This is a genomic window from Rhizobium sp. SG570 (assembly GCF_012275345.1).
In the GTDB taxonomy this organism is placed as follows: Bacteria; Pseudomonadota; Alphaproteobacteria; order Rhizobiales; family Rhizobiaceae; genus Rhizobium; species Rhizobium lusitanum.
This window is the reverse complement of record NZ_JAAZQI010000001.1, coordinates 360,341-383,894: the sequence shown is the minus strand read 5'-3', so window position 1 is coordinate 383,894 and position 23,554 is coordinate 360,341. Positions and strand designations below refer to the sequence as shown.

The window sequence follows — 23,554 nt, the reverse complement described above, 5'->3', positions numbered from 1 at the left end:
AACCTCCGGCTATTTCAGGCGAAAGCGCTGTATCTTGCCCGATTCCGTCTTCGGCAAGGCGTCGACGAAAATGATCGAACGTGGATATTTATAGGGCGCAATGACAGTCTTGACGTGGTCCTGTAGCGCCTTGACCAGAAGCTGCGAGCCGCTCACACCCGGCATCAACACGACATGCGCCTGAACAATGCTGCCCCGATCTTCGTCCGGCTTGCCGATGACAGCGCATTCCAGCACATCGGCATGCGACAGAAGTGCCGCTTCGACTTCCGGTCCGGCAATATTGTAGCCGGCGGAAAGAATGATGTCGTCGGAGCGTGCAGCGAAATGGAAATAGCCTTCGTCGTCCCGGATGAAGCTGTCACCGGTGATGTTCCAGCCATCACGCACATAGTCCGCCTGCCTGTGGTCGGCGAGATAACGGCAGCCGATCGGCCCGCGAACCACCAGCTTGCCGATCGTGCCGCGCGGCACCTCGTTCATCTCGTCATCGACGATGCGCGCCTCATAGCCGGTCAGCGGCCTGCCAGTGCAGTTCGGCCTGGCATCATCGAGCCGATTCGAAATGAAGATATGCAGCAGCTCGGTCGAGCCGATCCCGTCGAGGATCGGCTTGCCGGTCTTGCGCGTCCACTCCTCGAAGATTGGCCCGGGCAGCGTCTCGCCAGCGGATACCGCGATGCGCAGCGAGGAGAGATCTGCCCCCTCTTCCATCGCCGCCAGCATGGCGCGATAGGCAGTTGGCGCGGTGAAGCTGATCGTCGCGCCATATTCTTGGATGATCTCGACCATGTTCTTCGGCGAGGCATTTTCAAGCAGGGCCGTAGACGCCCCGAAGCGGAGCGGGAACACGACAAGACCGCCGAGACCGAAGGTGAAGGCGATCGGCGGCGAGCCGATGAAGACATCGTCTGGCGTGACCTGCAGAACTTCTTTCGCATAGGCATCGGCGATGATCAGGATATCTCGATGGAAATGCATCGTCGCCTTCGGCACACCCGTCGATCCCGAGGTGAAGCCGAGCAGCGCCACATCGTCGCGCCCGGTTTTCACCGCTTCGAAACGGACCGCCTTGTTGAGCGCGATGCGGTCGAGTTCGGCATCGTGATTGGCCGTGCCGTCAAAGCCCACCACCTGCTTCAGGAAGCGGCTATCCTTGGCCGCGGCGACAAGCTCCTCAAGCAGCCTCGTATCGCAAAGCGCCAGCGAGATTTCCGCCTTGTCGATGACCTTCGAAAGTTCGCCCGCCCGCAGCATCGGCATGGTATTGACGGCGACGGCTCCGACCTTCGTCACCGCCAGCCAGCAGGCAATCATCGCCGGGTTGTTGCCGGAGCGGATGAGAACGCGATTGCCGGGCTTCACGCCGAAATTTTCGACAAGCGCATGGGCGATGCGGTTGGTCCAGTCCGCCAATTCCTTATAAGTGCGGCGGCGGCCGTTGCCGATCAGCGCCACATGATCGCCGAAACCTCGCTCAACCATCCGGTCGCTGAGTTCGAAGCCGGCGTTCAGCCATTCGGGATAGTCGAAACCATCCATCAGCAACTCGGGCCATTCGCCGAAGGGCGGCAGATTGTCTCGCGTGAATGTATCGGTATGACCGGTCGGTCCCAGCATCGCCTTGCTCCCGCATTCTTCTCGATCAAATCGCCAGGACCGCCGCTTTCCCCTGCAGCCGTGTAGCGCGATAAAAAAGATCGCATCGAAGATCGAAATGTTCAAGCAAGAAATTTTAAGCCTAAAATATTTTTGGATTCTCTTTGATTTCAAAAGGCAATTTTGGAATTTTGAGCTATTGTGGCTTTCTGCTGATCGCAGATTCCGGCAAGACAAGCCTTGACGAACCGTCACGACAAGATATTTTAAACTTAAATGATTTTGAGGCGACTTCGGTCGCATGAGGAGGGATAAGCGATGCGCATCGTCTGTATCGGCGGCGGGCCTGCCGGCCTCTACTTCGCGCTTCTCATGAAGAAGCTTCATCCCGAACATTCGATCCGCGTCGTCGAGCGCAACCGCCCCTATGACACCTTCGGCTGGGGTGTGGTCTTCTCCGATGCCACCATGATATCGATGCGCGAATGGGATCCGGAAAGTGCGGCCGAGATCGAGGACGCCTTCAATCACTGGGACGATATCGAAGTCCTATTCAAGGGCACGCGTCAGCGCACTTCAGGCCACGGCTTCGTCGGCATCGGCCGCAAGAAGCTGTTGAATATCCTGCAGAAGCGCTGCGAAGCTCTCCATGTCGAATTGATCTTCGAGACCGACGTCAATTCCGATCTCGATTACCCCGATGCCGATCTCATCATCGGTTCGGACGGCCTCAATTCCCGCATTCGCAACCATTATCCAGAGGTGTTCAAGCCGGATATGATCACCCGGCCGAACCGCTATATCTGGCTCGGCACCAACAAGCAGTACGACGCCTTCACCTTCGATTTTCGCAGGACCGAACACGGCTGGTTCCAGGCGCATATCTACAAGTTCGACGACAAGACCTCGACCTTCATCGTCGAGACCACCGAGGAGGCCTACCTCGCCCACGGTCTCGACAAGATGGATCAGGATGGCTCCATCGCCTTCTGCGAAAACCTGTTTTCCGAAGTGCTCGACGGCGCGTCGCTGATGACCAATGCGCGCCATATCCGGGGATCGGCCTGGCTGAATTTCAACCGGCTCATCTGCGGCAAGTGGAGCCATTTCAACGGCAATTCGCATGTCGTGCTGATGGGTGACGCCGCCCACACCGCGCATTTCGCCATCGGCTCCGGCACCAAGCTCGCCATCGACGATGCCATCGAACTAACCAGGCAGTTCCAGATCCACGGGCACGATAAGGACAAGATCCCGGCCGTTCTCGAAACCTACGAGGAAATCCGCCGCGTCGACGTCGCCCGCATCCAGAATGCCGCCCGCAACGCAATGGAATGGTTCGAAGTCGTGGGACGCCGCTATGCCGACACGCTCGAGCCACCGCAATTTATGTATTCGATGCTCACCCGCTCGCAGCGCATCAGCCACGAAAATCTGAGGCTTCGCGACAAGAACTGGCTCGAAGGTTTCGAGCGCTGGTTCGCGGAGAAATCCGGCCTCGCCGTCGGCAACGACCGCTGCCTGCCGCCGATGTTCACGCCCTATCGCCTGCGCGATGTCCAGCTCGTCAACCGCATCGTCGTCTCGCCGATGGCGATGTACTCGGCGGAAAACGGCATCATGAACGATTTCCACATCGTTCATCTCGGCTCGCGCGCGCTTGGCGGTGCCGGGCTGATCTTCGCGGAGATGACCTGCGTCACACCGGATGCACGCATTACCCCCGGCTGCCTTGGCCTCTGGAACGACGAACAGGTCGCGCAATGGAAGCGGCTCGTCGATTTCGTTCATACGAGCAGCGCCGCCAAGGTCGGCATTCAGCTCGGTCATGCCGGACGCAAGGGCGCGACGAAGCTTGCCTGGGAAGGGATCGATCAGCCGTTGGCGGAAGGTGAATGGCCGCTGATCTCGGCGTCAGCTGTCCCCTACCTTAAAAACAGCCAGGTGCCGAAGGCCATGGACCGCGCCGATATGGATCGCGTCAGGGCCGACTTCATCCGCTCGACCGAACTCGCCGTCAAGACCGGCGCCGACTGGCTGGAGCTGCACTGCGCCCACGGCTACCTGCTGTCGAGCTTCCTGTCGCCGATCACCAACACGCGTGATGACGAATATGGCGGCAGCCATGAAAACCGTGCCCGCTATCCCCTTGAAATCTTCAAGGCCATGCGGGCGATCTGGCCCGCAGACAAGCCCATGTCCGTCCGCCTCTCCTGCCATGACTGGACCGATGGCGGCAACACGCCGGAAGATGCTGCGATCTTCGCGCGTCTGTTCAAGGAGGCCGGCGCCGATCTGATCGATTGCTCCTCCGGCCAGGTATCGAAAGAGGAAAAGCCTGTTTACGGCCGCCTCTTCCAGACACCCTTTTCCGATAAGATCCGCAATGAGATCGGCATTCCCACGATTGCCGTCGGCGCAATCTCGGAAGCCGACCACGCCAATTCGATCATTGCCGCCGGCCGCGCCGATCTCTGCGCCGTCGCCCGCCCGCATCTGGCCGATCCCGCCTGGTCGCTGCATGAGGCCGCCAAGATCGGCCTGACGTCCATTCCCTGGCCGAAGCAGTATCTCTCCGGTAAGACGCAATATGAAACCAACCTTGCCCGCGCGGCCACGACCGCGCCGGCGAAGTGAGGATCAGATGACGACTTCGGGCAAACTTGCGGGCCGTCACGCCCTCATCACCGGCGCCGGCAGCGGCATCGGTGCAGCGATCGCAAGGGCGCTTGCAGCGGACGGCGCGCGCGTCACCCTGGTCGGCCGCCGCAAGGAGCCTCTGGAAGCGGTCGCAGCCGAAATCTGCGCGCAGGCATTCGTCGTCGATGGGTTCGACGTCACAAGTACCGAGGCTATCGCCCAGGGGCTCGCAAGGGCACGCGAAAAATTCGGCCCCATCGATATTCTCGTCAACAACGCCGGCGAAGCGCCGAGCGCGTCTTTCGAGAAGACCAGCCTGGACACATGGAACCATGTCCTGTCAGTCGACCTCACCGGTGTCTTTCTGGTGACGCAGGCAGTCCTGCCCGATCTGAAGGCGCATGGCGTCGGCGCGCGCATCATCAATATCGCCTCGACGGCCGGCTTGAAGGGATATGGCTACGTCTCCGCCTATGTCGCCGCCAAGCATGGCGTCGTCGGCCTGACCCGTTCGCTGGCGCTGGAATTCGCCAAGACCGGCATGACAGTCAATGCCGTCTGCCCCGGCTTCACCGATACGCCGATCATCCAGCGATCGATCGAAACCCTCATCGCCAAGACCGGGCGCACAGCCGAGCAGGCGCTTGGCGAGTTCACGAAATCCAATCCGCAGGGGCGGCTCGTCACACCGGAGGAAGTCGCTGATACCGTTCTCTGGCTGGCATCGCCGGTAGCGGCATCGATCAATGGACAGGCAATCGCGGTTGCCGGTGGGGAGATTTGAGGGGATGAGCGATCTAGATATGACGATGCGGGGCCATCTGAAGCCCTTCAAGGATTACAAGCCGCAGCATTTCCTCTGGGATGTCAGCGAGGATGGCCGCGTCGCTACGCTCACGCTGAACCGCCCGGAACGTAAGAATCCCTTGACCTTCGAGAGCTATGCCGAGCTGCGCGACCTCTTCCGTGATCTCGTCTATGCATCGGATATTCGCGCCGTGGTATTGACGGGCGCCGGCGGCAATTTCTCCTCCGGTGGCGATGTGTTCGAGATCATCGAACCGTTGACCCGCATGGCCATGCCCGAGCTTCTGGCCTTCACACGCATGACCGGCGATCTCGTGAAGGCGATGCGCAAATGCCCGCAGCCGATCATCTCGGCCGTCGACGGCATCTGCGCCGGCGCCGGCGCCATCCTTGCCATGGCCTCCGATTTGAGGCTCGCGACACCTGAAGCCAAGACCGCCTTTCTCTTCACCCGCGTCGGTCTTGCCGGCGCCGACATGGGCGCATGCGGTATCCTGCCCCGCATCATCGGCCAGGGTCGCGCCGCCGAGCTTCTCTTCACCGGCCGCTCGATGACGGCGAGCGAAGGTCAGGCCTGGGGCTTCTACAACGGCTTGCACGCCAGCGCCGATCTGGAGCAGGAAGCCGTCAAACTCGCCCGCTCGTTGGCCGATGGCCCCTGGTTCGCGCATGGCATGACGAAGACCATGCTGAACCAGGAATGGGCGATGGGCATCGACGAGATGATCGAATCCGAAGCGCAAGCCCAGGCCGTTTGTATGGCGACGCAGGACTTCCGTCGCGCCTTCGAAGCTTTCGCCGCCAAGCGCAAACCGGAATTTCAGGGAGACTAGGCTATGTCTATGGCAAGCGCCCTCCCCGGTCCGACGCGAGACCATTTGGATTGGCCGTTCTTCGAGGAACGCCACCGTGAATTCGCGGCTGAGGTGGACACTTTCGCCAAATCCTCCGCCGTTGCAGCGATCGATCACAGGGATGTCGACGGCGCTTGCCGTAAGCTGGTCAAGGCGCTCGGCGATGCCGGGCTTCTTGCCGCCGCCACGGGTTCTTCCCATGACGAACCGCTGATCGACTCCCGCCTCGTCTGCCTTGCACGCGAAACCCTTGCCTGGCATGACGGCCTTGCCGACTTCGCCTTTGCCATGCAGGGGCTGGGCACCGGCGCGATCGGCCTTTCCGGCTCACCAGAGCTGCGCGCGGCTGTTCTGCCCAAAGTGCGCTCGGGCGATTGGCTTGCCGCCTTCGCGCTTTCGGAAAAAGACGCCGGTTCCGATGTGGCGGCCATGAGCTGTGCCGCCCGCCTCGATGGCGACCATTATATTCTCGACGGCGAGAAGACCTGGATCTCGAACGGCGGCATCGCCGACGTCTACACGGTTTTTGCCCGCACCGGCGAGGCGCCGGGAACGCGCGGCATTTCCGCTTTCGTCGTCTTTGCCGATGATCCCGGCTTTTCCATCGCCGAGCGCATCGAGGTGATCGCGCCGCATCCGCTGGCGACGATCCGCTTCGAGAATTGCCGCATCCCCGCGTCGCGGCGGCTCGGTGCGCCGGGCGAAGGTTTCAAGATCGCCATGCGCACGCTGGATATCTTCCGCGCCTCGGTCGCTGCCGCAGGCCTCGGCTTTGCCCGCCGCGCGCTCGATGAATCCCTTGCCCATGTTCGCGCGCGTCCGATGTTTGGCGGAAGGCTCGCGGACCTTCAGTTGACGCAGGCCGCCCTCGGCGATATGGCGACCGGCATCGACGCGGCGGCATTGCTCACCTATCGGGCGGCCTGGCGTCGCGACGTGCAGCGCTTGCCGACGACGCGCGAGGCGGCCATGGCCAAGATGACGGCTACGGAAACCGCACAGAGCGTCATCGACCGCGCCGTTCAGCTCTTCGGTGGACGTGGCGTAAGGTCCGGCGAGATAACGGAAAAACTCTATCGGGAGATCCGCGCGCTTCGCATCTATGAAGGTGCAACGGAGGTTCAGAAACTCATCGTCGCGCGCGAACTTCTGAAAGCCAATTAGTGGGAGACGACAGCATGAGCCGCGAGATTTTCGACTGGGCCGATCCGTTCCGGCTGGTGGAGCAGCTGAGCGATGAAGAACGCATGGTGCTGGACACCGCGCATTCCTATGCGCAGGAGAAGCTTGCCCCCCGCGTGCTCGAAGCCTTCCGCCATGAAAAGACCGATCCGACGATCTTCCGCGAGATGGGCGAACTCGGCCTGCTCGGCCCGACGATTGCGCCGGAATATGGCGGCGCCGGCCTCGGCTATGTCGCCTATGGCCTGATCGCCCGCGAGGTCGAGCGCGTCGACAGCGGCTACCGCTCGATGATGAGCGTGCAGTCCTCGCTGGTCATGGTGCCGATCGATGCTTTCGGGTCTGAGGCCCAGAAGCAGAAATACCTGCCGAAGCTTGCCACTGGCGAATGGATCGGCTGCTTCGGCCTCACCGAACCGAACCATGGCTCCGACCCCGGCTCGATGGTGACGCGGGCAAAGAAGGTCGATGGCGGCTATAGCCTCACCGGCGCCAAGACCTGGATCTCCAACGCACCGATCGCCGATGTCTTCGTCGTCTGGGCAAAGACCGAGGACGGCATCATCCGCGGCTTCATCCTCGAAAAGGGCTGGAAGGGACTGTCGGCACCCGCCATCCACGGCAAGGTGGGCTTACGCGCCTCGATCACGGGCGAAGTGGTCATGGACAATGTCTTCGTGCCGGAGGAAAACCTGCTGCCGAACGTCTCTGGCTTGAAGGGTCCGTTCACCTGCCTCAACTCCGCCCGCTTCGGCATTGCCTGGGGCGCATTGGGTGCTGCCGAGGATTGCTATGCCAAGGCGCGGCAATATGTGCTCGACCGCAAGCAGTTCGACCGGCCGCTTGCCGCCAACCAGCTGATCCAGAAGAAGCTCGCCGACATGGTGACCGAGATCACCCTTGGCCTGCAGGGCTGCCTGCGTCTCGGCCGCATGAAGGAAGACGGCCATCCGCCTGTCGAGCTGACGTCGATCCTCAAGCGCAACAGCTGCGGCAAGGCGCTGGATATCGCCCGCGCCGCGCGCGACATGCTCGGCGGCAACGGCATTTCCGACGAGTTCGGCATCGCCCGCCATCTCGTCAACCTCGAGGTGGTCAACACCTACGAGGGAACCCACGACATCCACGCCCTCATCCTCGGCCGCGCCATCACTGGCATCGCCGCCTTTGCGAATTGAGGTCCGTCTTGGCGTTTAAAACCACCAGACCCCTGCGCTTCGGAGATTGCGACCCCTCGGGGATCGCCTATTTCCCGTCCTATCTGAACATCCTCGTCGGGGTGTTGGAAGATTACTTTGCCTCGATCGGCTTTTCCTGGCGAAAGCTGATCGACGAGCGCCGCATCGGTGTCCCGACCGTGCGGCTCGATCTGACTTTCATGAAGCCGGGCCTTCAGGGCGACGACCTCGAATTCCTGCTGACGGTGCGCGGCATCGGCCGCTCGTCGCTGGACCTGGAACACCAGGTCTCGGCGAACGACCATGTGCTCTGGACTGCCAAGCACCGTGTCGTCGCCACCTCGCTCGATAACCATCAATCGCTTGCCTGGCCGGATGATATCCGCGCCGCACTGACCTCTCATCTGGAGACGACCGATGCACACCATCCTGCAACCTGAAGGCTGGGCCAAGCCGATCGGCTATGCCAACGGCATGACGGCAACCGGCCGCATGGTGTTCGTCGGCGGCCAGGTCGGCTGGAATGCCGCCTGCGAATTCGAAAGCGACGACTTTGTCGAGCAGGTGCGCCAGACATTGAAAAATGTCGTCGCCATCCTGGCCGAAGGCGGCGCCGAGCCGAAGCACATCACCTCGATGACCTGGTATTTCACCGACAAGCAGGAATATCTCGGTAGCCTCAAGGCTATCGGTCAGGCCTACCGCGAAATCATCGGCCGGCACTTCCCGGCCATGGCCGCCGTGCAGGTCGTCGCTCTGGTCGAGGATCGCGCCAAGATCGAGATCCAGGCAACCGCCATCATTCCGGAATAATATCGCACAGGCGGTCAAGATCATGTCGGCACTGCGCTTTTCGGACACCATCTCGGCGGCGCTGACCGACGGGGTCATCGTCGTCACCATAGACAATGCGCCCGTCAACGCGCTCTCGGCCGATGTCCGGGCCGGCCTGATGGCGGCGCTCGATCATGCCGAGAACGAAAGCGCAATCGCCGGCGTCGTACTGACAGGCGCGGGCAACAGCTTCATCGGCGGCGCAGACATCAAGGAATTCGGCAAGCCACCGGTCGAACCGCTCCTGCCTGACGTCATTGCCCGCATCGAAACCTTTCCGAAACCCGTCGCCGCGGCGATCAATGGCGCAGCGCTCGGGGGCGGCCTGGAAGTGGCGTTGGCCTGCCACCGCCGCCATGCGGCTCCATCAGCCAAGCTCGGCCTGCCGGAAGTCAAGCTCGGCATCGTGCCCGGCGCTGGCGGCACGCAACGCCTGCCACGCCTCATCGGCACCGCTGCCGCTATCGATATGATCGCCGGCGGACGCATCATTTCTGCCTCGGAAGCCCTCAAGCTCGGCATTGTGGACAGAGTCTCCGAAAGCACGCTGCTCGCAGACACCATTGCCGATATCAAGAATGCCGACGCCTCATCTTTGCGCCGTACCGGTATGCTTTCCGTTCCATCTGCTCTCATTGAAACCACCGAAAAGGCAGCCGCCGATGCACTGCGCAAGGCACGCGGCCAGCGTGCCCCAACGGAAGCCGTCCGCCTCGTTCGCCTCTCCGCATCCTCTCCCCTGGCCGAGGGGTTGGCCGACGAACGCCGCACCTTCCTAGAGCTTCGCGACAGCGAGGAGGCGACCGCGCTGCGCCATGTCTTCTTCGCCGAACGCGCAGCCGGCAAGGTCGAAGGTTTGGAGACAGTCACCCCACGCAGGATTGAAACCGTCGGCATCGTCGGCACCGGCCTGATGGGATCGGGCATCGCGGTCGCCGCGCTCAACGGCGGCTATCGCGTCATCGGCGTCGAGCAGAGTGCCGAAGCAGCCGAGAAGGGCCGCGAACGGATCGCCGGCATTCTCGACAAGGCGGTGCAATCCGGCCGCCTCGACGCGGCGGGTCGCGAGGACCGTTTAAGTCGATTGAGCGTGACCGCCGATATGCAGCAACTCGGGCAGGCCGATATCGTCATCGAAGCCGTCTTCGACGACCTCACCGTCAAGACCGAACTGTTCCAGCGCCTCGATACGATCGTCCGCGCCGACGCAATTCTCGCGACCAATACCAGCTATCTCGATCCTGACGTCATCGCTGCGGCAACCGCGCGGCCCGAGCGGGTCGTCGGCCTGCACTTCTTCTCGCCCGCCCACATCATGCGGCTGCTGGAAGTGGTGAACTGCAAGAAGACGGCGCCGGAGGTCCTGGCGAGCGCATTGGCATTCGCGAAACGCTTAAGCAAACTGCCCATCGTCTGCGGCGTCACCGAAGGCTTCATCGGCAACCGCGTCTTCTCGGCCTATCGCCGCGAGGCCGAATACATGGTCGAGGACGGCGCTTTGCCCGACGAAATCGATGCGGCTCTGGAAGCCTATGGTTTTCCCATGGGTCTTTTTGCCGTCTACGACATGGCAGGCCTGGAGATCGCCTGGGCGCGCCGCAAGCGGCAGGCTGCAACGCGCAATCCTGCGGAACGCTATGTCGTCATCGCCGACCGCCTCTGCGAGACCGGCCGCTTCGGCCAGAAGGCCGGGCGTGGCTGGTATGCCTATCCCGACGGCAAACGGACGATCGATCCCGGCGTAACAGCCATGATCGAAGCCGCACGCGCCGAGAAAGGCATCGTGCCAAAGCACTTCACCGCCGAAGAGATCGTTGCCCGCCTGCTGAAAGCCATGTCCGATGAGGGCGACGCGCTGCTTGCGGAAGGCATTGCTGCCCGCGCCAGCGACATCGATCTCGTCATGATCAACGGCTACGGCTTTCCATCGAGCAAGGGCGGCCCGATGTTCGCCGCCGGCCGCCGCTAAAGCATTTCCAGGAAAAGTGCGAAGCGGTTTTCCGTCTGGAATGCGTAAAGAAACAAACAGATAGAGCGTTCACGCTGCCGAAGACAGGAGCGTGAACAGTTCCTGCGGTCGGTTGACCCCGCGCAGCGCGTAGCGACCGACGGAGACAAGATCGTTGCTGTTGTGTGTCGATAGCGCCTCGACGAAGTTCGACGACATCAGGACGTTGCGATCGGCCGAACGGCACATGGAGGCAATGCGGCTCACCTCGTTGACAGCAGGCCCGATGACGGTGAAGTCCAGCCGGTCCATGCTGCCGATATTGCCGTAGAAGACATCGCCGATATGCAGGCCGAGATAGACATCCGTGACGGGCCTGCCTTCGATCTGCCGCTGGGCGTTGAGATCGCGCAACCGCTGGCGCAGCAGCGATTCCGCCATCAGCGCAGCGGCGCAAGCATCGGCCGAATTTCTGGCCTTGAAGATCGCCAGCGTGCCGTCGCCGATCAGCTTCAGCACGTTGCCGCCCGCCTCGTGGATCGAGGAAATGACGGCATCGGCATAGGCGTTCAGCATCGGGATGATCTCATCCGGCTCGGCGGTATCCGAAATGCGCGTATAGTTGGCGAGATCGGAAAACCAGAGCGCCGCTGAAATCCGTTCGGTCTTGCCGCGCGTGATCTTGCCTTCGAGAACATGGCGGGCGGCATCCTCGCCGAGATAGACCTCAGCGATCGTGCGGGCGATGCGGCTCATGCCGGTGCACTTGATTGCCAGCGCCAGCGCCGGCGTGAGCTTGCGCAGCACGTACAGATCCTCGTCGGGGAAACCGACTTCGGCAGCGGTGGCGAAATTGGAATAGAAGCAGTCCATCTCGCCGATCGTACCGCCCTCTTCGAAACGGTGCACCATGGCAATGTAGTCCGTGTGACCATCGGCCTGCAGTGTATCGAGCCCGTAGAAATCTGCCGGCTCGCCAAAACCGATACGCCGGCGCACCTCGTCCCCGCCTGTCGTCAACATATGATAGAAGGCGGAACGTTGCCAATTCTCGGCGGCGATCCCCTGATGCGACGGGCCATATTCGAACTCGCGCTCGATCACCCGGTTGCCGTCCCAGCGGAAGGCACGGCCTTCATAGACCGGATGCAGCGTGTCCATCAGCGCCATGGCTCGATCGAGGTTGAGGCCATGCTGGCGGCACTGCTCGCAGAAACCCGCCAGGATATCGGTTTCTGCCATGCCCTTGAGGCCTGCTTGCATGAGCCAGCTGGCGATTTCGCCGATGTCCTTCGCGTCCATGGATATCTCCCGACCCTCTAAAGGATTCGCTTTAGTACGAAACTTATAGGCTTGGAATGCCATACGACGCAAAATAGTCTCTATGGAAGCAAGTGATCGCCGCCCCTGTGGCACAGAAGCGGCGATTTGACCCGCTGGAAGGGTGGTGGCGAAGCCTCAGCCCCTTACATGCGGCTTCAGCAGATCCTCCAGGCCGATGCGCCGGAAAAGCTCGGCGCGCACCCGGTCGGCGACGCCATTGACGATTTCCGCACCGTCTTCCGACGGATCGATATGGATACGGAACGGGCGTGTGCCGAAGGGCATATCCACGACTTCGACGATCGCGGTCGCGACGGAGGCCGCATCGGCGTCGGCCGGTTCCAGCGAGGCGAGGCCCTTCAATGCCTGATCAGGAACGCCTGCATAGGGACCGTTGTCGTATTCGGCAGCGCGGGCCTTGTCTGCGGGCGAGCCGGAGTGGGCGAAATGGTTGGTGCCCTTCGTGAAGGCGCCGGGCACGATGATCGCTGTTTCGATGCCCCAACGGGTGAGCTCCGACGCATAGGAGACAGCCAGCGAATCCATCGCCGCCTTGGCGGCGAAATAAGGCGACAGGTAGGGCGGCGTGCCGCCACGGGTGCTGGACGAGGATACCCAGACAACCAGGCCACTGCGCTGTTTGCGCAGATGTGGCAGCACGGCGCGATTGACGCGCTGGGTGCTGAGCACGTTGATGTCGTAGAGCTCGGCAAACTGCTCCGGCGTGAAAGCTTCCGCCGGGCCGAAGGACATATGGCCGGCATTGTGGATGACGGTGTCGATGCGCTCCTGCTGGGCGATGATCTCGGCAATGCCGGCTTCGACCGATGCATCCGAGGCAACATCGAGCTCGACAGCTCTGAGATCGACCCCATTCTCCCTGGCGAAAGCGGCAACGGCTTCCGCCTGCGGCGCGTTGCGCCCCTTGGTTTCGCGAATGCCGGCATAGACGGTATGGCCTGCTCTGGCGAGGGCACGCGCCGTCAGAGCGCCGAAACCGCTCGATGCGCCTGTTATGACGATGACTTGCTTGCTCATGATCCTGCTCCTTTTTGGATAGTCAGTTGCTGACGATGACATGATGTCGAGAGGGGTGGCGGCGGCAGGCATTGCCCTACCGCCAGAATGGCTCTCAGATCATGCCGCCGTTGGCGCGCAGCGTCTGGCCGTTGATCCAGCCGCCATCAGGACCGACGAGGAAGGAGACGGCGGCAGCAATGTCCTCAGGCGTGCCCAGTCGCTCCAGCGGATTCGTCTTGGCCAGCCGTTCGATGAGTTCGTCGCTCTTGCCATTGAGGAAGAGGTCGGTGGCCGTCGGGCCGGGAGCAACGGCGTTGACGGTGATCGAGCGGCCGCGCAGCTCCTTCGACATGATGCCCGTCAGTGTTTCGACGGCCGCCTTCGTGGCGGCATAGACGCCATAGGATTCGAGCTTGAGCCCGACGACGCTGGTCGAGAAGTTGACGATGCGGCCGCCGTCGCGCAGGCGCTTGCCGGCTTCGCGCAGCGTGTTGAACGTGCCCTTGAGGTTGATGGCGATATGATGGTCGAAATGCGCGTCGTCCGCATCGGCGATCTTGGCAAGCTGCATGATGCCGGCATTGTTGATCAGCACGTCGACGCCGCCGAAAGCCGCCTCGGCTGCATCGAACATGCGGCGCACGGCATCGACATCGGAAACATCGGCCTTGGCGGTCAGCGCCTTGCCGCCCTTTTCTTCGATCTTGCGGGCCAGCTCCTCGGCGGCAGCTTCGCTGCCTGCATAGTTGATGACGACGGTGAAACCGTCTGCGGCCAGCCGCTGCGCAATGGCTGCGCCAATACCGCGGGATGCGCCGGTGACGATCGCTACCTTGTTGGAATTATTGCTCATTTTCTTCATCCTTGCTGGCTCTGCGCCTCAGCGCCTTTCGATGAGGAGAAGATGCCTCTTTTCATGGTGCGGATAATCGGCCATTAATCGGCATCACTATCCGAAATAGGCGAACAAATAAGATGGACAGATTCGATGCCATGCGCGTGTTTTGCCGCGTCGTGGAGCGGCGCAGCTTCACGCTGGCGGCCGAAGACACCGGCCTGCCGCGCTCGACAGTGACGGATGCGATCAAGCACCTTGAGGCGAGGCTCGGCGTGCGGCTGCTGCAGCGCACGACGCGGCATGTGAGCCCGACGCTCGACGGCGAGGCCTATTATCAGCGCTGCCTGCGCATCCTCTCCGACATAGAGGATGCCGAAGGCGCCTTTGCCGGCGCCAAGCCGAAGGGGGTGCTGCGCGTCGACGTGCATGGAACTCTGGCTCGGCACTTCGTCTTGCCGAACCTGCCGTCCTTCCTCGAAACCTACCCCGAAATCGAATTTCAGATGACCGAGGGCGACCGCTTCGTCGATCTCATCCGCGAGGGAATCGACTGCGTGCTGCGCGTCGGCACGCTGCAGGACAGCGACATGATCGGGCGTCGCGTCGCGATGCTGGAAGAGGTCACACTGGCAGCCCCGGCCTATGTGGAGCGTCACGGCATGCCCATGCATCCGGATGCGCTCGACGGCCATCGCATGGTCGGCTTCCGCTCCTCGGCGACGGGCGGCCTGCTGCCGCTGGAATTCGAGGTAGGCGGCACGCTGCGCGAGATCACCTTGCCCGCAACCATCTCCGTCAATGCGGCCGAGAGTTATTTTGCCGCGGCCAAGCTCGGCCTCGGCTTGATCCAGGTCCCGCGCTACCACGCCGAGGATGCCCTGGAAAAAGGTCAGTTGCTGCATATTCTGAAGGACTTTCCGCCGACCCGGACGCCGGTATCCATGCTCTATCCGCGCAGCCGCCAGCTTTCACCGCGCGTGCGCGTTTTCATAGACTGGCTGGTCAAGGTCTTCGCGGGACAGATCGGCGTGGAAACGCAGGCCGGATGAATATTCCGCGCAAGCGATCAAATAAATGAAATCGGCTCTTTGAATGCGTGAGGAGCACGCCTACGTCGTAGTGCATATTCCGCTGACGACGGCGTCGCGATGTTGTGGCGACCCGGCAATTTTCGAGAGAGACTGAGCCGATGACCGAACAGAAGCAATTGAAGCTCGGGGCCTTCATGCGCCCCGTCAGCCTGCATACCGGCGCATGGCGCTATCCTGGCGCCTATCCCGACGCCAATTTCAATTTCCAGCATATCAAGAGCTTTGCGCAGGAGCTCGAAAAGGCGAAGTTCGACGCCTTCTTCATGGCCGACCATCTGGCGGTCCTCAACATGCCGATCGAGGCGTTGAAGCGCAGCCACACAGTAACCTCCTTCGAGCCCTTTACCCTGCTTTCGGCGCTGGCCGCCGTCACCGACAGGATCGGCCTCGTCGCCACCGCGTCGACCACCTTCGACCAGCCCTACCATATCGCCCGCCGTTTCGCCTCGCTCGACCATATCAGCGGCGGCCGCGCCGGCTGGAATATCGTCACGACATCCAACCCGGACGCAGCCCTCAATTTCGGCCTCGACGAGCATATGGACCATGGCGAGCGCTACCACCGCGCCCGCGAATTCTACGATGTCGTCACCGGCCTCTGGGACAGCTTCGCCGACGACGCCTTCATCCGCAATGCCGAGACGGGCATCTTCTTCGACCCGGAAAAGATGCATGTGCTCGCCCACAAGGGCGAGGAGCTGAGCGTACGCGGCCCGCTCAACATCGCCCGTTCTCCTCAAGGCTGGCCTGTCATCGTACAGGCCGGACAATCCGATGCCGGCCGCCAGCTTGCGGCCGAGACGGCGGAAGCGGTCTTTGCCGCACCGCGCAATCTCGGTGACGGCAAGGCGATTTTCGCCGACATCAAGGGACGAATGAGAGAGATTGGCCGCAACCCCGATCATCTGAAGATCCTGCCGGCCGCCTTCATCGTCGTCGGCGATACAGTTGAAGAGGCGAAGGCCAAGCGGGCGAAGCTCGACAGCCTCGTTCACTACGACAGCGCCATCGCATCTCTGTCGATTGCGCTCGGCCATGATGCCTCCGGCTTCGATCCGGATGGCCTGCTGCCTGAAATTCCGGATACCAATGCCAGCAAGAGCGGACGCGAACGCGTCATCGCGCTTGCCGAAGCGGAGAAGCTGACCGTACGCCAGCTTGCCCAGCGTCTCGGCGGCTATGCCGGCCTCGCCTTCGTCGGCACGCCGCAAACCATCGCCGACGAGATGGAGCAATGGCTGCACGAGGAAGGCTCCGACGGCTTCAATGTCGTCTTCCCGTTCCTGCCGCAGGGCCTCCTCGACGTGACGACCCGCGTCGTTCCGGAGCTGCAGCGCCGCGGTATTTTCCGCCGCGAATACGAAGGCACGACCTTGCGCGAGCATCTGGGCCTGCCGCGCCCGGACAATCGGTTCTTCAAGGCAACGCCTGCGGCAGCGCAGTGAGAGATACCAATGAGCCATATCACGCCGATCGATTACGAGACCGCCTCCGACGCAGTGCGTGCCGAGCACGACCGCGAAGTGGAGCTGCGCGGCCGCATGACGAATATGAAGCGGACACTGCTGCATTCGCCGGTGGCGCATCGCATCTATGCCGAATGGTTCACGCTGCGCGAGGAGCTGCGCCCGGCACTTGATGATCGCGCCGTCTGGCTTCTCTGCCAGGCCATTGCAACGGAATGCCGCTCGATCATCCCGGTCGGCTTCTTCCGTCGCGCGCTGATCAATGCGGGGCTGACGCCCGAGACCATCGTGCCGAGCGAAGACGAAGCCCTGCTGATCGATTTCGGCAAAGCTATCGTCAGGGATTCCAATGCCGTTCCCGAGGAATTGTGGGAGCGGCTGAAGGCGCGCTATGACGAGCCCACGCTCGTCAACCTCGTCGCCTTCGCCGGCATCATGATCGCCACGGCGATCTACACCAACGCCGTGAAGGTGGATATCGACCCGGAGCTTGGGCCTTATCTGGAAGGGTTTGAGCTGCCCGCCAAATAGCGGAACGGCCCCCTCACCCTAGCCCTCTCCCCGCTCGCGGGGAGAGGGGACAACCTCTGTACCCTCGCTTAGACCAGAGCTGAAAGAGGGATAGTAATGGTGCTTCTATCCCCTTCTCCCCGTCAAAAACGGGGAGAAGGTGCCCGACAGGGCGGATGAGGGGCTCTCTCCGTCTGCGCCAACCCTACCCCGAAATCACCGTCTCGAACTTCGGATTGCCGCGGATCGTGTTGCTCACCGTGCAGATCTCGTCTTCGGCGGCATGCGCGATCGCATTGCGGATCTCGTCGCCGAAATCGCCCTTGATGGTGAAGGCGATATTGAATTTCTCGACGCGGGAAAGCCCTTCCGTCGCCTTTTCGCCTGTTACGACGGCGGTGACTTCGGTGAGCTTGTCGAGCACGCCGAGGCTGCTCGCCGCCATGCGGGCGCTGAGAACCAGACAGGCCGACAGCGACGAATAGAGCAGATCGAGCGGGTTGAATCCCGGTTGCGATGGCGAGGTGACGATGTCGATTTCGCCACCCGTCACCGATGTCACGTGCGGAAGACCGGTGCGGCCAACCGTGGCGGTGGCACCGGTCTGTCTCGTTTTCACCTTCAATTCGGCCATTTCGAAAATCCTTCAAATCGTGCAATAAAACCCTTGCTCAGAACATAGGGATTCACATCCTCGGACACAATTGCCGCTGTGGCCTCTTGCGTGTCGGCGCGAGTTAAGCCACCAAATGGTTACAAGCTCATCGCAGACAGGCACTTTGACATGACCGCTTCCGATCCCCGCGCCTTCCTCACCTCCCTGTTCGACGCAGCCGTGCGTGCGGCCGATCCGCTGACCGGCATTCGCGCGCATCTGCCGGCCAAGCCGAAAGGACGGACGATCGTCATCGGAGCCGGCAAAGGCTCGGCACAAATGGCGGCGGCACTGGAGCAATGCTGGGATGGTCCGCTCGAAGGGCTGGTGGTGACGCGATATGGTTTCGCAGCGCCCTGCCGCCAGATCGAGATCATCGAAGCTGCCCATCCCGTGCCCGATGAGGCAGGACTGATCGCCTCCGGCCGGCTGCTGAAGTTCGTCGAAGGCCTGACGGAGGACGATCTGGTGATCGCCCTCATTTCCGGCGGCGGCTCGGCGCTGCTGCCGTCTCCGGCCGGCTCTTTGACGCTGGCCGACGAGATCGCCGTCAACAAGGCACTGCTCGCTTCCGGCGCGCCGATTTCGGCGATGAACGTCATCCGCAAGCATCTGTCGACCATCAAGGGCGGCCGCCTCGCAGCGGCAGCTCATCCGGCCAAGGTCGTCTCGCTTGTTGTCTCGGATATTCCCGGCGATGACCCGGCTTTGGTTGCCTCCGGTCCGACCGTGCCGGGTGCCGGCACGCGTGCGGAGGCGCTCGATCTCATCCGCCTCTACCGGATCGAGCTGCCCGCCGCCGTTCTCGCGCATATCGAAAGACAGGACGCCGATGCGCCCCGGCCCGATGATCCACGCTTTGCCGGCAACGAGGTGCATCTCATCGCCTCCGCCGGCGTCTCCCTGGAGGCAGCTGCCGAAGTGGCACGCGCAGCCGGCATCGAAACGGCCATTCTCTCTGATGCCATCGAGGGAGAAGCCCGCGAAGCCGCACACATGCATGCCGCCATCGCCCGCGAGGTGCTGCACCGCAACCGGCCCTTCACCAGGCCGATCGTACTGCTCTCGGGCGGCGAAACGACGGTGACCCTGAGAGGCAAAGGCAAGGGCGGCCGAAACTCCGAATTCCTGCTGTCGCTGGCGATGGACATAGACGGCCATGGCGGTATTTATGCCATGGCGGCGGATACCGACGGCATCGACGGCAGCGAGGACAATGCCGGCGCCTTTGCCGACGCCGGCACGGTGGCGCGGCTGCGCAACGCCGGAGTGATCCCAGCCGAAATGCTTGTGAATAACGATGCCTGGACGGCGTTCAACGCCATTGGCGATCTCTTCGTCCCCGGCCCGACGGGAACGAATGTCAACGATTTCCGCGCCATCCTGATCGTGTAAACGCTAGGGTAGATGCAAGTCAGGTGCCAACGGTGCAGTCGTCGCAGCGCCAGTAGGCGGCCGCCATCGATGTCCATCGAAGAAAGTGGCGGCTGCAATGCATGCACTCGATTTCGACGACATGCGTCTTCTCGGCAATGACGAGTGGCTTGGCCTTGGTCTTGCGTTCGTTCTTCCACTGTTCGAGCTTCGTGACGGCCATCATTACCTTCCGCGCAACACTTCGGCCTCGACAAGGTCTTCATTAAAGTAGGCTGAACTAATGAAAGAAATATTGCAAGTGCGAAGGCACAGCCAATTCCTATACCCGGGAAGGAGGAAAGGCGCCGTCCGTCGCACGCGCTTGACTTAATAATTGGTCAGTTGGCGTCCGCCGCGGTCTCTCGCGCAAGGTGGGCGTTTTACTTTCGATTCATCTCTCGACGGCACCGTCAAAAAAATCACAACCGCGGATATCGCCATTTTCGCGCTGAACACCATGTCAATGATGGGTTCCTTTACCCCTAATACGGAAACGAGAGGCATCATCATCATGCGCCAATTCCGCCTGCGGGCGATCTCCTCGGCCACTCTGGTCACATTCGCTCTTTTCTCCATCACGACAGCCCGAGCCGCGTCGCCGCCGCCGGTGGAGGCCGAGCATGGCATGGTGGTCACCGCCCAGCATCTGGCCACAGATGTCGGCGTGCAGGTGCTGAAAAGCGGCGGCAATGCCGTCGATGCCGCGGTCGCGGTCGGCTATGCGCTGGCCGTGGTCTATCCGACCGCCGGAAATATCGGCGGCGGCGGCTTCATGACCATCCGCTTGCGGGACGGCAAGACCACATTCCTGGATTTTCGTGAGCGTGCACCGCTTGCAGCCACCAAAGGCATGTATCTTGACGACAAGGGCAATGTCGTCAAAGGCGCAAGCACCGATGGCTATCTTGCCGTCGGCGTGCCAGGCTCGGTCATGGGTTTCGAAATGGCCCGCGAGAAATACGGCACCAAGTCCCGCCAGGATCTGATGGCGCCCGCCATTCGCTATGCCAAGGAAGGCTTCACGCTCAATCAGGCCGATGCGGCCGAGCTGAACGGAGGCAAGAAATGGCTCGCGCGCGATCCGGCCACGGCCGCGATCTTCACCAAGGTGGACGGAACGCCCTTTGCAACCGGCGACAAGCTGACGCAGCCGGATCTCGCCAATGCTCTTTCCGGCATTTCGGAACAGGGGCCGGATGGTTTCTACAAGGGACCCATCGCCAACGCCATCGTCAAGGCAAGCCAGGACAAGGGCGGCATTCTCGCAAACCAGGATTTCGAGCAATATAAGGTCCGCGAACTCGATCCCGTGAAGTGCGACTATCGCGGCTACGAGATCATTTCCTCGCCACCGCCCTCTTCCGGCGGCATCATCATCTGCGAAATCCTCAACGTGCTGGAAGGCTACCCGCTTTCCTATACCGGCTATGCCTCGGCTGATACGGTGCATTTCATGACCGAAGCCATGCGTTACGCCTATGTCGACCGCAATTCGGCTCTCGGCGATCCAGACTTCGTCGATAACCCGGTCAGCAAGCTGCTGGACAAAGACTATGCCAAGAAGATCCGCGACAGCATCAATCCCTACAAGGCCGGCATTTCCAAGGATCTGATGCCGAAGGGCCTCGGCGAAAGCCATGAGACGACGCATTATTCGATCATCGACAACGATGGCAACGCGGTTGCCGTCACCTATACGCTGAACGGTTCCTTCGGCGCCGGCGTCGTCGCGCCCGGAACGGGCATCCTCTTGAACAACGAGATGGATGACTTCACCTCCAAGCCGGGCGTGCCCAACCTCTATGGCCTGGTGCAGGGCGAAGCCAATGCCATCCAGCCTAACAAGACGCCGCTTTCATCCATGAGCCCGACAATCATCGCCAAGGACGGCAAGCCCTTCATGGTGATCGGCAGCCCCGGCGGCTCGCGCATCATCACCATCACGCTCGAAGCGATCATCAACGTCATCGATTTCGGCATGAATATCCAGCAGGCGATCGACGCACCGCGCATCCATCATCAATGGCTGCCGGATAAGATCTATACCGAACCCTATGCGCTCTCACCCGATACGATGAAGCTGCTGGCCGGCATGGGCTACACGATTCAGGTCGGCGGCGACTGGCCGGTCTGGGGTCAGGCCGCAGGCATCCTGGTCGGCGGCAAGAGCCTCGGCGATATCGCCAAGGGCGGCGGCGCCCGCTACAACGGCGCCATGGACAGCCGCGCCGGCTCGGGCCTTGCCGAAGGCTACTGACCGCTTCCCCACGTGCCATCGCGACACTACAGGCCGGTGCCGTCATCTTTCGGCACCGGCATTTTTGCGCGCAACGTCTAAGACCGAAACGCCGACGCGCGCACCATCTTACATGGTAAAATGAACGGTGAGCGCCACAACCACGGCATAATGCCTCATCTGTTCATCTGGCATTCATCCGTTGTTGCATTCCTGCCCGGCTGCGTCATTTTTTCCATTTCGATCAATAAGTTTTGCGATTTCTGATATAGAAATCGCGCGCGAGCGGGAGTATACAGGCGGCTATTCGAACCGGCCTTGGCGCCGCGACCAGACTTGCGGTTCTGTCTCCGGACCCCTCCGCACCATCGAGAGCGATCCCCGACAATGTCGGATCAGATATTCCAGGCCGCCCCCACCCGGCGGGCCGCACCGAATTTTCGTGTAGTAGCGCTTATCGTAGCAAGCGCGATGTTCATGGAACAGCTCGACGCGACAGTGCTCGCAACAGCCCTTCCGACCATGGCAAGAGATTTCGGCGTCAGCGCGCCAGCCATGAGTATCTCGCTGACTTCATACCTTCTCAGCCTCGCGATCTTCATTCCCGCCAGCGGCGCCATCGCCGACCGTTTCGGGTCGCGCACCGTCTTCCGATCCGCCATTGCGGTCTTCGTTGTCGGCTCACTTCTCTGCGCACAGGCGCCGAACCTGTTCTTCCTCGTCATCGCGCGGCTCCTCCAGGGTCTCGGCGGCGCCATGATGCTGCCTGTGGGACGTCTGGTGCTGATGCGCAGCGTCGCCCGCAAGGATATGGTGAACGCTATGTCCTGGCTGCTCATTCCGGCGCTCGTCGGTCCCATCCTCGGGCCTCCCGTCGGCGGCATGTTCGTTACCTATCTCGACTGGCGTTGGGTCTTCTATATCAATGTGCCCATCGGCGTCATCGGCTTCATACTGGTGACGATGTTCATCGAAGATGTGAAAGGCCCGCGCAACGGCCGTTTCGACCTGTCGGGCTTCATTCTATCAGGCATTTCGCTAGGCTCGCTGCTGTTCGGCTTCGAAATGTCCAGCCGTGAGGGCGAAGGCTATATGGCCGTCTTCCTCATCTCGGTCGGCCTGCTCTTCGGCATCGCCTATCTTCGCCATGCCCGCAAGCATCCATCGCCGATCATGGATTTCTCGCTGATGAAGGTGCCGACCTTCCGGACATCGGTCATCGCCGGCTCGTTGACGCGCATCAGCCAGGGCGCCCATCCCTTCCTCATTCCGCTGATGCTGCAGCTCGGTTTTGGCCTTTCGGCCGCCGCAGCCGGCCAGATCGCCATCGCGACCGCGCTCGGCTCCATGGCCATGAAGCCGTTCCAGGTCCGCATCCTGCGCACGCTCGGTTTTCGTACCGCCCTCATCATCTTCGGTCTGATCGGCACGCTCGGCTACGGACTGTGCTCCATCTTCCAGCCCGACTGGCCGCTGCCTGTCATCTTCGTGATCTTGTTCTTCTGCGGCTTCTTCATGTCGTTCCAGTTCACGGCCTACAACACGATCGCCTATGACGAAATCGAGCGCGACCGGATGAGCATAGCGACCAGCTTCTATTCGACCTTCCAGCAGCTGATGCTTTCTCTCGGCATCTGCATCGCTGCCCTTGCCCTGCACGGCTCGACGCAGCTGCGCGGACATGCGAAAGCCGAAATGAGCGACTTCTCCGTCGCCTTCATCGTCGTCACAGCCATCGCGCTTCTTGCGGTCATCTGGAACGCCAGATTCTCGCGCACGGCCGGCTCGGAGATCAGCGGCCACCGCCGCAAATCGCCGGCGGATGGGCTCGGCGAACACTGAGTCGGCCATACCGCTCAACTGCAAAGACAAAATAAAAAGCGCCGATCATCGAGCGGCGCTATCGGTCTTGATAGACGGTCTTGTCTACCCTGCTCAACCGGAGCTGATTGCAGAC

The 23,554-nt window shown here is 61.7% G+C and carries 20 protein-coding genes; 14 read left to right on the top strand and 6 right to left on the bottom strand.

The window, feature by feature from the left end; genetic code table 11:
* Positions 1–9: 9 nt before the first annotated feature.
* Positions 10–1,620, bottom strand: a complete 1,611-nt coding sequence (locus tag FHT28_RS01865) for an AMP-binding protein (RefSeq protein WP_168595440.1) — start codon at positions 1,618–1,620, stop codon at positions 10–12.
* A 297-nt stretch (positions 1,621–1,917) separates the two neighbouring features.
* Here FHT28_RS01865 and FHT28_RS01860 point away from each other — a divergent pair, with 297 nt between their 5' ends.
* The 8 genes from FHT28_RS01860 to FHT28_RS01825 are packed head-to-tail and all read left to right on the top strand — an operon-like array spanning position 1,918 to position 11,063.
* Positions 1,918–4,236 carry a bifunctional salicylyl-CoA 5-hydroxylase/oxidoreductase gene (locus FHT28_RS01860; protein WP_168595439.1) on the top strand — a complete coding sequence of 773 codons (2,319 nt, stop codon included), beginning with the start codon at positions 1,918–1,920 and terminating at the stop codon, positions 4,234–4,236.
* 7 nt (positions 4,237–4,243) lie between these two features.
* Positions 4,244–5,023 (top strand): SDR family NAD(P)-dependent oxidoreductase, encoded by a 780-nt coding sequence (locus FHT28_RS01855; protein ID WP_168595438.1) that lies wholly within the window; start codon positions 4,244–4,246, stop codon positions 5,021–5,023.
* A 4-nt stretch (positions 5,024–5,027) separates the two neighbouring features.
* Complete coding sequence (locus FHT28_RS01850) at positions 5,028–5,879, top strand: enoyl-CoA hydratase family protein (protein ID WP_168595437.1); 852 nt, start codon at positions 5,028–5,030, stop codon at positions 5,877–5,879.
* Positions 5,880–5,882: 3 nt separating this feature from the next.
* Positions 5,883–7,064 carry an acyl-CoA dehydrogenase family protein gene (locus FHT28_RS01845; RefSeq protein WP_168595436.1) on the top strand — a complete coding sequence of 394 codons (1,182 nt, stop codon included), beginning with the start codon at positions 5,883–5,885 and terminating at the stop codon, positions 7,062–7,064.
* Between the two features lie 14 nt (positions 7,065–7,078).
* The gene (locus FHT28_RS01840) at positions 7,079–8,260 is read left to right on the top strand and encodes an acyl-CoA dehydrogenase (RefSeq protein WP_168595435.1); all 1,182 of its coding nucleotides are present in this window, start codon (positions 7,079–7,081) and stop codon (positions 8,258–8,260) included.
* An 8-nt stretch (positions 8,261–8,268) separates the two neighbouring features.
* On the top strand, positions 8,269–8,700 hold the full coding sequence (locus FHT28_RS01835; RefSeq protein WP_168595434.1) for a thioesterase family protein: 432 nt from the start codon (positions 8,269–8,271) through the stop codon (positions 8,698–8,700).
* Positions 8,678–9,073, top strand: a complete 396-nt coding sequence (locus tag FHT28_RS01830; RefSeq protein WP_037196571.1) for a RidA family protein — start codon at positions 8,678–8,680, stop codon at positions 9,071–9,073. Before FHT28_RS01835 ends, FHT28_RS01830 begins: the two co-directional genes overlap by 23 nt.
* 22 nt (positions 9,074–9,095) lie before the next feature.
* The gene (locus FHT28_RS01825) at positions 9,096–11,063 is read left to right on the top strand and encodes a 3-hydroxyacyl-CoA dehydrogenase NAD-binding domain-containing protein (protein WP_168595433.1); all 1,968 of its coding nucleotides are present in this window, start codon (positions 9,096–9,098) and stop codon (positions 11,061–11,063) included.
* 69 nt (positions 11,064–11,132) lie between these two features.
* Here the strand turns inward: FHT28_RS01825 and FHT28_RS01820 are convergent, their stop codons facing one another.
* The 3 genes from FHT28_RS01820 to FHT28_RS01810 all read right to left on the bottom strand — a co-directional run bounded on the left by FHT28_RS01820 (position 11,133) and on the right by FHT28_RS01810 (position 14,238).
* Positions 11,133–12,344 (bottom strand): adenylate/guanylate cyclase domain-containing protein, encoded by a 1,212-nt coding sequence (locus tag FHT28_RS01820; RefSeq protein WP_037196567.1) that lies wholly within the window; start codon positions 12,342–12,344, stop codon positions 11,133–11,135.
* A 156-nt stretch (positions 12,345–12,500) separates the two neighbouring features.
* A complete protein-coding gene (locus tag FHT28_RS01815; protein ID WP_168595432.1) occupies positions 12,501–13,403 on the bottom strand; it encodes an SDR family oxidoreductase in 903 nt (300 codons plus the stop codon).
* Between the two features lie 94 nt (positions 13,404–13,497).
* Positions 13,498–14,238 (bottom strand): SDR family oxidoreductase, encoded by a 741-nt coding sequence (locus FHT28_RS01810; RefSeq protein WP_168595431.1) that lies wholly within the window; start codon positions 14,236–14,238, stop codon positions 13,498–13,500.
* A gap of 122 nt (positions 14,239–14,360) precedes the next feature.
* Between FHT28_RS01810 and FHT28_RS01805 the strand changes: the two genes are divergently transcribed.
* The 3 genes from FHT28_RS01805 (at position 14,361) to FHT28_RS01795 (ending at position 17,311) form a co-directional block, all read left to right on the top strand.
* Positions 14,361–15,272 carry a LysR family transcriptional regulator gene (locus FHT28_RS01805; RefSeq protein WP_168595430.1) on the top strand — a complete coding sequence of 304 codons (912 nt, stop codon included), beginning with the start codon at positions 14,361–14,363 and terminating at the stop codon, positions 15,270–15,272.
* Between the two features lie 140 nt (positions 15,273–15,412).
* Complete coding sequence (locus FHT28_RS01800; RefSeq protein ID WP_168595429.1) at positions 15,413–16,759, top strand: LLM class flavin-dependent oxidoreductase; 1,347 nt, start codon at positions 15,413–15,415, stop codon at positions 16,757–16,759.
* Between the two features lie 9 nt (positions 16,760–16,768).
* Complete coding sequence (locus FHT28_RS01795; protein ID WP_037196560.1) at positions 16,769–17,311, top strand: hypothetical protein; 543 nt, start codon at positions 16,769–16,771, stop codon at positions 17,309–17,311.
* 184 nt (positions 17,312–17,495) lie between these two features.
* On the opposite strand, the gene FHT28_RS01790 is transcribed toward FHT28_RS01795, so the two are convergent.
* Positions 17,496–17,924 carry an OsmC family protein gene (locus FHT28_RS01790; RefSeq protein ID WP_034503705.1) on the bottom strand — a complete coding sequence of 143 codons (429 nt, stop codon included), beginning with the start codon at positions 17,922–17,924 and terminating at the stop codon, positions 17,496–17,498.
* 150 nt (positions 17,925–18,074) lie between these two features.
* Between FHT28_RS01790 and FHT28_RS01785 the strand changes: the two genes are divergently transcribed.
* Positions 18,075–19,340, top strand: a complete 1,266-nt coding sequence (locus FHT28_RS01785) for a glycerate kinase (RefSeq protein ID WP_168595428.1) — start codon at positions 18,075–18,077, stop codon at positions 19,338–19,340.
* A 19-nt stretch (positions 19,341–19,359) separates the two neighbouring features.
* Here the strand turns inward: FHT28_RS01785 and FHT28_RS01780 are convergent, their stop codons facing one another.
* Complete coding sequence (locus FHT28_RS01780; protein ID WP_168595427.1) at positions 19,360–19,542, bottom strand: hypothetical protein; 183 nt, start codon at positions 19,540–19,542, stop codon at positions 19,360–19,362.
* Positions 19,543–19,872: 330 nt separating this feature from the next.
* Here FHT28_RS01780 and ggt point away from each other — a divergent pair, with 330 nt between their 5' ends.
* Both ggt and FHT28_RS01770 read left to right on the top strand, forming a co-directional pair.
* Complete coding sequence (gene ggt, locus FHT28_RS01775) at positions 19,873–21,618, top strand: gamma-glutamyltransferase (RefSeq protein WP_168595426.1); 1,746 nt, start codon at positions 19,873–19,875, stop codon at positions 21,616–21,618.
* Positions 21,619–21,984: 366 nt separating this feature from the next.
* The gene (locus tag FHT28_RS01770; RefSeq protein ID WP_168595425.1) at positions 21,985–23,439 is read left to right on the top strand and encodes an MFS transporter; all 1,455 of its coding nucleotides are present in this window, start codon (positions 21,985–21,987) and stop codon (positions 23,437–23,439) included.
* Positions 23,440–23,554: the final 115 nt, after the last annotated feature.

Bases quoted from the DNA above. Each gene is read 5' to 3' on its own strand.
- FHT28_RS01800 (WP_168595429.1), top strand. From the start codon at position 15,413: ATGACCGAACAGAAGCAATTGAAGCTCGGGGCCTTCATGCGCCCCGTC.
- FHT28_RS01865 (WP_168595440.1), bottom strand. From the start codon at position 1,620: ATGCTGGGACCGACCGGTCATACCGATACATTCACGCGAGACAATCTG.
- FHT28_RS01790 (WP_034503705.1), bottom strand. From the start codon at position 17,924: ATGGCCGAATTGAAGGTGAAAACGAGACAGACCGGTGCCACCGCCACG.
- FHT28_RS01825 (WP_168595433.1), top strand. From the start codon at position 9,096: ATGTCGGCACTGCGCTTTTCGGACACCATCTCGGCGGCGCTGACCGAC.
- FHT28_RS01805 (WP_168595430.1), top strand. From the start codon at position 14,361: ATGGACAGATTCGATGCCATGCGCGTGTTTTGCCGCGTCGTGGAGCGG.
- FHT28_RS01855 (WP_168595438.1), top strand. From the start codon at position 4,244: ATGACGACTTCGGGCAAACTTGCGGGCCGTCACGCCCTCATCACCGGC.
- ggt (WP_168595426.1), top strand. From the start codon at position 19,873: ATGCGCCAATTCCGCCTGCGGGCGATCTCCTCGGCCACTCTGGTCACA.
- FHT28_RS01845 (WP_168595436.1), top strand. From the start codon at position 5,883: ATGTCTATGGCAAGCGCCCTCCCCGGTCCGACGCGAGACCATTTGGAT.
- FHT28_RS01780 (WP_168595427.1), bottom strand. From the start codon at position 19,542: ATGGCCGTCACGAAGCTCGAACAGTGGAAGAACGAACGCAAGACCAAG.
- FHT28_RS01830 (WP_037196571.1), top strand. From the start codon at position 8,678: ATGCACACCATCCTGCAACCTGAAGGCTGGGCCAAGCCGATCGGCTAT.
- FHT28_RS01785 (WP_168595428.1), top strand. From the start codon at position 18,075: ATGACCGCTTCCGATCCCCGCGCCTTCCTCACCTCCCTGTTCGACGCA.
- FHT28_RS01795 (WP_037196560.1), top strand. From the start codon at position 16,769: ATGAGCCATATCACGCCGATCGATTACGAGACCGCCTCCGACGCAGTG.
- FHT28_RS01770 (WP_168595425.1), top strand. From the start codon at position 21,985: ATGTCGGATCAGATATTCCAGGCCGCCCCCACCCGGCGGGCCGCACCG.
- FHT28_RS01815 (WP_168595432.1), bottom strand. From the start codon at position 13,403: ATGAGCAAGCAAGTCATCGTCATAACAGGCGCATCGAGCGGTTTCGGC.
- FHT28_RS01850 (WP_168595437.1), top strand. From the start codon at position 5,028: ATGAGCGATCTAGATATGACGATGCGGGGCCATCTGAAGCCCTTCAAG.
- FHT28_RS01820 (WP_037196567.1), bottom strand. From the start codon at position 12,344: ATGGACGCGAAGGACATCGGCGAAATCGCCAGCTGGCTCATGCAAGCA.
- FHT28_RS01810 (WP_168595431.1), bottom strand. From the start codon at position 14,238: ATGAGCAATAATTCCAACAAGGTAGCGATCGTCACCGGCGCATCCCGC.
- FHT28_RS01860 (WP_168595439.1), top strand. From the start codon at position 1,918: ATGCGCATCGTCTGTATCGGCGGCGGGCCTGCCGGCCTCTACTTCGCG.
- FHT28_RS01840 (WP_168595435.1), top strand. From the start codon at position 7,079: ATGAGCCGCGAGATTTTCGACTGGGCCGATCCGTTCCGGCTGGTGGAG.